Source organism: Streptomyces sp. NPDC002004, from assembly GCF_053593975.1.
Genome location: NZ_JBSFDP010000049.1, coordinates 26,697 through 34,502, shown reverse-complemented (window position 1 = coordinate 34,502; position 7,806 = coordinate 26,697). Strand labels below are relative to the sequence as shown.

General features: G+C 71.1%; 5 protein-coding genes, 3 tRNA genes and 2 pseudogenes. 5 read left to right on the top strand and 5 right to left on the bottom strand.

Features of this window, described 5'->3' with window-relative positions; all coding sequences use genetic code 11:
• Positions 1–792 (bottom strand): annotated as a pseudogene (locus ACWCP6_RS34760) (Fe-S oxidoreductase); the annotation flags it as partial.
• 551 nt (positions 793–1,343) lie between these two features.
• On the opposite strand from ACWCP6_RS34760, the gene ACWCP6_RS34755 reads away from it, so the two are divergent.
• Together ACWCP6_RS34755 and ACWCP6_RS34750 are read left to right on the top strand one after the other, a co-directional pair.
• Positions 1,344–2,075: a glycosyltransferase family 2 protein gene (locus ACWCP6_RS34755; protein WP_450936626.1), complete on the top strand. Its 732-nt coding sequence runs from the start codon at positions 1,344–1,346 to the stop codon at positions 2,073–2,075.
• A gap of 61 nt (positions 2,076–2,136) precedes the next feature.
• A pseudogene (locus ACWCP6_RS34750) lies at positions 2,137–2,343 on the top strand (tyrosine-type recombinase/integrase); the annotation flags it as partial.
• A 75-nt stretch (positions 2,344–2,418) separates the two neighbouring features.
• Here ACWCP6_RS34750 and ACWCP6_RS34745 read toward each other — a convergent pair.
• From ACWCP6_RS34745 to ACWCP6_RS34730, 4 genes are all read right to left on the bottom strand, one after another.
• Positions 2,419–2,495: transfer RNA gene (locus tag ACWCP6_RS34745), tRNA-Phe, on the bottom strand.
• A 24-nt stretch (positions 2,496–2,519) separates the two neighbouring features.
• Positions 2,520–2,594: transfer RNA gene (locus tag ACWCP6_RS34740), tRNA-Asp, on the bottom strand.
• 38 nt (positions 2,595–2,632) lie between these two features.
• A tRNA-Glu gene (locus ACWCP6_RS34735) sits at positions 2,633–2,705 on the bottom strand.
• 126 nt (positions 2,706–2,831) lie between these two features.
• A complete protein-coding gene (locus tag ACWCP6_RS34730) occupies positions 2,832–4,415 on the bottom strand; it encodes a metallophosphoesterase family protein (RefSeq protein ID WP_450936625.1) in 1,584 nt (527 codons plus the stop codon).
• A gap of 59 nt (positions 4,416–4,474) precedes the next feature.
• Here ACWCP6_RS34730 and ACWCP6_RS34725 point away from each other — a divergent pair, with 59 nt between their 5' ends.
• The 3 genes from ACWCP6_RS34725 to ACWCP6_RS34715 form a co-directional block, all read left to right on the top strand.
• Complete coding sequence (locus ACWCP6_RS34725) at positions 4,475–4,825, top strand: metallopeptidase family protein (protein ID WP_450936624.1); 351 nt, start codon at positions 4,475–4,477, stop codon at positions 4,823–4,825.
• Positions 4,826–5,197: 372 nt separating this feature from the next.
• Positions 5,198–5,731 carry a hypothetical protein gene (locus ACWCP6_RS34720; protein WP_450936623.1) on the top strand — a complete coding sequence of 178 codons (534 nt, stop codon included), beginning with the start codon at positions 5,198–5,200 and terminating at the stop codon, positions 5,729–5,731.
• Positions 5,732–6,006: 275 nt separating this feature from the next.
• Positions 6,007–7,806 (top strand): DEAD/DEAH box helicase (locus tag ACWCP6_RS34715; protein ID WP_450936622.1); only part of this gene is annotated, 1,800 nt, incomplete at its 3' end.

Genomic DNA, 7,806 nt, shown 5'->3' with positions numbered 1-7,806 from the left:
CGGCTGCAGCCCACCCAGCGCCGTACCGCCGTCCGCCTCCCGCTTGAACCAGATATTCGGAAACGCCAGGAACCGATGCCACGCCACACCCATGTCCGTCTTCAGCGAGACGGTGATCATCCAGATGAACGACGTCCCGATCTTGATCGTCGCGACGAGGTAGGTGAGGTTCTGCAGCGTGGTCAGGCTCAGGCCCTTGAAGGCCGTGACCAGGGGGTACGAGATCAGGTACGACGCCTCGTAGCCCTCCACGTGGTGCAGGGCGCCCTCCAGGCCGCGCAGCGTCAGGATCGCGAGGCCGATGATGAGGATCACCGACTCGACGAAGTACGCCTGGCCGACGTTGGAGCCCGCGAACCGGGACTTGCGGCCGGCCCGGCCCGGGCGCGACAGCTGGCGGATCACGATCAGCGTGAGAATGCCGAGCGTGGTCAGCAGACCGACCAGCTCGGTGAAGAGCTCGTACGGAGCCCAGTCGCCGATGACGGGGATGTACCAGTCGGCCTGGAACAGCTGGCCGAAGGCGTTCACCAGGGTCAGGACGAGCGTGAAGAAGCCCACCGCCACGAACCAGTGCGCGACGCCTACGACGCCCCAGCGGTTCATGCGGGTGTGGCCGAGGAACTCCTTGACCACGGTGATGGTGCGCTGCTTGGGGTCGTCCGTACGGGTACCGGCGGGCACGGACTGGCCGAGTCGCACGAACCGGTAGATCTGCGCGATGGCCCGGCCGAACAGCGCCACGCCGACGACGGCGAGGACCAACGACACAATGATCGCGGCGAGTTGCATGGAGGCTCCTCGAACCTGCGCGAGAGGATTACTAAGCGGTAACTTATTCAGTCCCTACGAGGCTACCTACTTATCCGGTCGCACAGTAGCCAGAAGACCGGTGATCTGCGTCGCTGAGGTGAGCCTGAGCGGCGCGGTGACCGCGGGCTTCGCGACCCGGTGACCGGCCGACCGTACGGGGCCACGGTACGTCGCCCCTGCGCCGGGCGGCGGGTGCGGTGTGCACTCGGGGTTCCGGCGCGGGTGGGTGCGGGTGTGGGGGTTCCGCCCGGCCCTGGGTTCCGCCCGGCCCTGGGGGTGGTGGCCCGGGCGGCTCGGCGGGGAACGCGTCCCCGAAGTGCGCCATTGGAGCAAATGCGGCATATCGATCGCCGAATTGCGACATTCCAGCGACCCTCCGGGCTCGTCCGCGACACCGGTGAGCCGCGAGTGGGAGCGCCTCCCGTCGGACTTGCGCCGGGCGGACACACGGGGCACCAAATGTAAAGCCTTGGCCATTGGTTCATGTCATGATCACGAACAGTCAATCGCCTTCTGGCAGGACCCATTCCATGCGAACCATCAGTGTCATCACCGCCGTACACAACGGCGGCCACCACTTCATCGGCGACACCTATGAATCCCTGCGCGAACAAAAGCTCCCGGACGACTGGCAATGGGAGTGGTGCGTGCAAGAGGACGGCACCTCGGGTATCCCTGCGAACAGCCTGCCCAGTGACCCCAAGATCATATTCGGGACAGGACAGCAGGCGCGCATAGCGGTGACACGTACACACGCCCTCGCGCGCGCGACAGGAGACCTGATCCGGACGCTGGACGCGGATGATGTACTGCTGCCAGGCGCGCTGGAGCGGGACATCGAGACCCTGGAACGCGTTCCGTGGTGCGTATCCGCCTGCGTCGACCTCCACGAGGACGGGAGCACCGCACCGGGTCCCTATGACCCTCCGGGCGGCCCCTTGGAGTCCGCCCGCTTCTTTCGCGAGGTGCTGGAGCACCGTCTGTCCGTTCAGGCGACCACATTCGCCGCTCACCGTCGCCTGGTGCTCGCGCTGGGCGGCTGGCAGGCATTGTCCGGAGCCGAGACGGTTGCTCTGCTCCTTGCCGCGGAAGCCGTGGCACCCGGTGAGTTCATAGCCGAGCCGAGCGTCCTTTATCGCAAGCATCCCAACCAGACGACCGCATCGAATCAGTACTGGGAACCGACTGAAGCCGCCACCCGGATCGACGCGCTCATGCAACGCGCCAGCGCCCTGCGGGAGTCAGGCTGGACGTGGCAGTAGGTGCACCACCGGCGCGCGACTCAGGTGAGCGGGTGAGGCTTCGGAGGGGAGCTGGGACCCGCTCCGGAAGCGGCTGGGGCCGGAGATCCGGTTCCATGATCTCCGGCATTCGGCCGTCCGCTGCTGCTCGGCCTCGGGGGTGCCGCCGCACATGGTCCGGCAGATCGCGGGACACGGCGGCATCGGCGTAACGATGAAGATCTACGCGCACGCTCCGCTGGATGAGCAGCGGAAGGCTCTCCGGAGACCGGGGGACCCCCCGACCTGAGGGCTGTTGGCGCAGGCGGCACGAAAACACCCCCTCCGACGATCATCGGAGGGGGTGTTTGCCCTGGTGGGGCGATGGTGGCTGGGGCCGGGGTCGAACCGGCGACCTTCCGCTTTTCAGGCGGACGCTCGTACCAACTGAGCTACCCAGCCACGAGGCTTCCGGGGAAACCTCAGCGGTCCTGACGGGATTTGAACCCGCGGCCTCCACCTTGACAGGGTGGCGAGCACTCCAAACTGCTCCACAGGACCAAGCTGTTGCGTACGACAGTGTCGCACACGGTTGAGCGTGCCCCCAACGGGATTCGAACCCGTGCTACCGCCTTGAAAGGGCGGCGTCCTAGGCCGCTAGACGATGAGGGCTATCGGCCCGCCTGCGCGCTTCTCAGCGCGTCGGGGACGTGAGAAGCATATGGGATGGCGGGAGGTATCGCCAAAACGGTTTAACGGGAGGCGCCCGGCCCGGGGGCGGGCGGGGCCGGAGGGGGGTCAGGGGGCGGTCGGCGGGGCGGTGCGGGTGCCGGGTGCGGTGGCGTGGGGGCGGGCCGACGGGCGCGGTGGCGCGGGTGGCGTGGGGGCCGGTGCCGAGCCCGGCCGGTTGTCCTCCGGCAGGTGGCGGCTCACCTCCGCCGTGGACAGCCCCAGACCGCCCAGCCTGATCTCGTCCCAGGCCTGGAGCCGTCGCGTCCCGCGGTCCAGATAGAGGACGGACGCCTCGACCGGGGCGGGACCCCTGCCCTGGAGGGCGCGCAGGCCGCCGCCTCCCGTCGAGCCCTCGACGCGCAGCCGCGTGCCGAGCTTCATGACCTCCGTCTGCTCGTGGTGGAGGTGGCCGGCGAGCACCAGCGGCACCGTCCCGTCCACCTCCCGCGCCCCGACCGGCTCGTGCATCACGGCGATGTCCACGGGTGCGCCCGCAGCCGTCCGGTCGCGCAGGGCCGACGCCAGTCGTATGCCGGCCATGCGTTCGGCCGGGTCGCCGGCCGCCTTGACCGACCGGTCGGGCGTGTACTGGGGATCGCCCGTTCCGGCGAACCGCACCCCGGCGACGGTGACCGCCCGGCCCTCGTCGAGGACGTGGACGTTGCGGAGGCGGGAGAGGTAGCGCTGGGTGCCGGCCGAGTCGTGGTTGCCGCGCACCCAGACGTACGGGGCGCCCAGGTCGGCCGCCGGGTCCAGGAAGTGGTTCTCGGCCGTGCTGCCGTGGTCCATCGTGTCGCCCGAGTCGACGATCACGTCGATGTCGTACTGCTTGACCAGCGAGGCGATGATCTTCCAGCTCGCCGGGTTGAGGTGGATGTCGGAGACGTGCAGCACGCGGATGGTCGAGGGGTCGGGCCGGTATGCGGGGAGCGTGGAGGTGACGTCGTACAACCTGGTGATGTTGGTGACCAGCTGCGCCAACTCCTGCTGGTACACGTCGAATTCGGTGACGATGCTGCGCGCGTTGCCGACGAGTGAAGGGGCCGAGGTGAGCAGCCCGGAGAACTTAGGTTCCAGGACCGACTTGGGGTTCCAGGTGGCCCATGCGGTCGCTCCGGACGCCGCGAGGAGCGCGAGGGCGAGGCCGCCGGCGGCGAGGGCGCGGCGAGGGCTGCGGTAGACGGCGAGGCCGAGCGCGGTGGCGCCGGAGACGACCGCGGCGCAGGAGCGCACCGCGAGGTCCCGCGTGCCGCGCGCGACGTCCCGGCTCACCTCGTCCTGGATGCCGGACAGCCGTTCCGGGTGCTGGACCAGCGCCTCGGCACGCACCGGGTCGAGGCGGTCGACGTCGACGTCGAGGCGGAGGGGCGCCAGGTGCGAGCGCAGCTCCAGGGCGCCCAGCGGGGATATGTTGATCTTGGTGCCGCCGGTGAGGGAGGGGCGGAGCGCCATCCGGGTGTCCACGGGCCCCACGGGCGTGCGCACGCTGCCGACCACCAGCAGCCCCAGCCAGGCCCCCGCGAGGACGACCGTGATCAGGCCCAGTGCGCGGGCCCAGGGGCGCGGACCGGGAGCCAACGTGTCGGCGGGGCGCAGCGGGAACGCGCTCCGCAGACGGCGGAGGACAGTGGCTGCGGTATCGCGGGCCATTGGCCCCGTATGCCCAAGTGCGCGGGTTGATATGCGGTGCGGTGGCCGACAATGACGGTGTGCTGCAGATGACGCGCGAGGAGTTCGAGGAACTGGTCGCCGAGGCGCTGGACCGCATCCCGCCCGAGCTGACGAGGCTGATGGACAACGTGGCGGTGTTCGTCGAGGACGAGCCGCCCGCCGACCGTCCCGACCTGCTCGGGCTGTACGAGGGGACGCCGCTCACCGAGCGCGGTGAGTGGTACGCAGGCGTCCTGCCGGACCGCATCACCGTCTACCGGGGGCCCACCCTGCGGATGTGCGACAGCCGTGAGGACGTCGTCGCGGAGACCGAGGTGACGGTGGTCCACGAGATCGCACACCACTTCGGCATCGACGACGAGCGGTTGCACGCCCTGGGGTACGGCTGAGCGGCGCTCCACGGCACCACGGGGCGGCGGTGACGTGCCGGGGAGCCGGCGAGCCGTGGAGTCGGGGAGCGGCCCGGGCGCACGGATCGCCGGCGGGCGTCCGTGCAGGGCCGCGGAAACGCAGCGGAGGTGCTCCGGGGGCGATCCGGACGTGCCCCGGACCTTCGGAATGAGCTCTGGCCGAGGGGTGACGCCCGGTGGTGTTCCGGGTCGCCGTGGTCGCCGGCCGCCTGCGCGGCACGCCCTACGCAGCCCTGTCGGCGTGTGCCGTGTGCGCTCCGCGCGGAGGCGGTGCGGGCCGGTCCGCGTGTCTTCTTGCGGGCGGCGGGAGTTGGGCAGGGGGACTTCAACACCGCGTCCCGGAGGTGGCCCGTGCGCCCCTTGTCCGTACCTGCCCGGCTGGCAGCCGCGATGGTGGCCGTCGCGGCGACCGCAGGCTGTATGAGCGTCAGTGACGACGGGATCCGCCCCGCCCCGTCGCACTCGGCGGGGGCGCGCGAGAGCGGAGGTGCCGGGCCCGACGGCGTCACGTCCGTCACCGGCACCGGAGCCGGGACGCGCGGCGGACACGAGCGCCGGGGCAAGAAGGCGCACCCCGACGACGACGCATCGTCGTCCACCTCGCCCTCCGCCTCCGGCGCCGACGACAAGCCCTCCTCCACGAAGCCCAGCCGGAGCGGGGGGTCCGGGAAGCCCGGCAGGCCCAGGCGGACCCCGACGCCGACGCCGACGAAGCCGGACACCACCCCCACCCACGACTCGCCGGACCCGACGCCGCCGGAGCCCACCCCGCCGCCGGACCCCGGCCCGGGTCCGACCACCGCCGAGCCCTCGTCGTCGGCCCATGAGCAGGCCGCGGAGTACACCAGCCTGGAACCGTCGCCGAGGGCGGGCGCGCCGGTGTAGCGGGACCCGTGGCATGCCCGGTGAGCGGGGCCCGGCGGCAGGCCGGGTGACGGTTTGCCCCGGTGTGACGCAGCACTCAGCGGAGCGGTTTGCCTTCGGGGCCGTGGGGTGCGTATGGTGGTAGATCGTTTGATCCCATTTGCCCGGCGCCGTAAACGACGCGCCGCGTGTGGCGCGTACTCTCCCTTGCCGTGGCCGGACCGCATCGAGGCGGTCGATTGTGACTTCACGGAGTTTGGGCGCGTGCCGAGAACTCCGGAAGGTTCGCATTTCGCATGTCTGTTTCCACTGATCACGTCGTCGTGCCCGAGAACGCCGACACCGACGAGGCCACGGCCCCCGAGACGACCGCCCCCGAGGCGCCCGAGGTCACCTTCGGCGACCTGGGTCTGCCCGAGGGCGTCGTGCGCAAGCTCGCACAGAACGGCGTGACCACCCCCTTCCCGATCCAGGCGGCGACCATCCCGGACGCCCTGGCCGGCAAGGACATCCTGGGCCGCGGTCGCACCGGCTCCGGCAAGACCCTCTCCTTCGGTCTGCCGCTGCTGGCCACGCTGGCCGGCGGCCGCACCGAGAAGAAGCACCCCCGCGGCATCATCCTCACCCCGACCCGTGAGCTCGCGATGCAGGTCGCGGACGCCCTCCAGCCCTACGGCGACGTGCTCGGCCTGAAGATGAAGGTCGTCTGCGGCGGTACGTCGATGGGTAACCAGATCTACGCCCTGGAGCGCGGCGTCGACATCCTCGTCGCCACGCCGGGCCGTCTGCGCGACATCATCAACCGCGGCGCCTGCTCCCTCGACCAGGTGCAGATCGCGGTCCTCGACGAGGCCGACCAGATGGCCGACCTGGGCTTCCTGCCCGAGGTCACCGAGCTTCTGGACCAGGTGCCCCAGGGCGGCCAGCGGATGCTGTTCTCGGCCACCCTCGAGAACGAGATCGACACGCTGGTCAAGCGGTACCTGAACAGCCCGGTCACGCACGAGGTCGACCCGTCGGCGGGTGCGGTCACCACCATGACCCACCACATCCTGATCGTGAAGCCGCGCGACAAGGCGCCGGTCACCGCCGCGATCGCCGCGCGCAAGGGCCGCACCATCATCTTCGTCCGCACGCAGCTGGGCGCCGACCGCGTCGCCGAGCAGCTGCGCGACGCCGGCGTCCGCGCCGACGCGCTGCACGGCGGCATGACCCAGGGCGCGCGCACCCGCACGCTGGCCGACTTCAAGGACGGCTACGTCAACGTCCTGGTCGCGACCGACGTCGCCGCCCGCGGTATCCACGTCGACGGCATCGACCTGGTGCTGAACGTGGACCCGGCCGGTGACCACAAGGACTACCTGCACCGCTCCGGCCGTACGGCGCGCGCGGGCCGCTCGGGCACCGTCGTGTCCCTGGCCCTGCCGCACCAGCGGCGCCAGATCTTCCGTCTCATGGAGGACGCGGGCGTCGACGCCTCGCGCCACATCGTCGGCGGCGGCGACGTCTTCGACCCGGAGGTCGCCGAGATCACCGGCGCCCGGTCGATGACCGAGGTGCAGGCCGAGTCCGCGGGCAACGCGGCGAAGCAGGCCGAGCGCGAGGTCAAGGACCTCACCAAGCAGCTGGAGCGCGCGCAGCGCCGGGCCACCGAGCTGCGCGAGGAGGCCGACCGTCTCGTCGCCCGTGCGGCGCGCGAGCGCGGCGAGGACCCGGCGGCGGCGATCGCCGCGGCGTCCGAGCCGGAGGCGCCCGCCGAGGCCCCGGCCCAGGCCGCCGCCCCGGCCGCGGAGCAGGAGCAGGCCGCCGAGCCCGCCGCCGCGTCCCCGGCCGCGAGCGAGGGCCGTCCGGCGTACGAGCGCCAGGAGCGGACCTCGTACGAGCGCCGCGACCGCGACAACGACCGTGAGCGTGGCGGCTTCCGTCGTGACAACGACCGTGACCGTGACCGTGGCGGCTTCCGCCGCGACAACGACCGCGGTGGCCGTTCCTTCGACCGTCGTGACAATGACCGTCCCGGCGGCTTCCGCCGCGACAACGACCGCGGTGGCCGTTCCTTCGACCGTCGTGACAATGACCGTCCGGGTTTCCGTCGT

Coding starts and splice junctions, on each gene's coding strand:
- ACWCP6_RS34755 (WP_450936626.1), top strand. CDS start 1,344: ATGCGAACCATCAGTGTCATCACCGCCGTACACAACGGCGGCCACCAC.
- ACWCP6_RS34730 (WP_450936625.1), bottom strand. CDS start 4,415: ATGGCCCGCGATACCGCAGCCACTGTCCTCCGCCGTCTGCGGAGCGCG.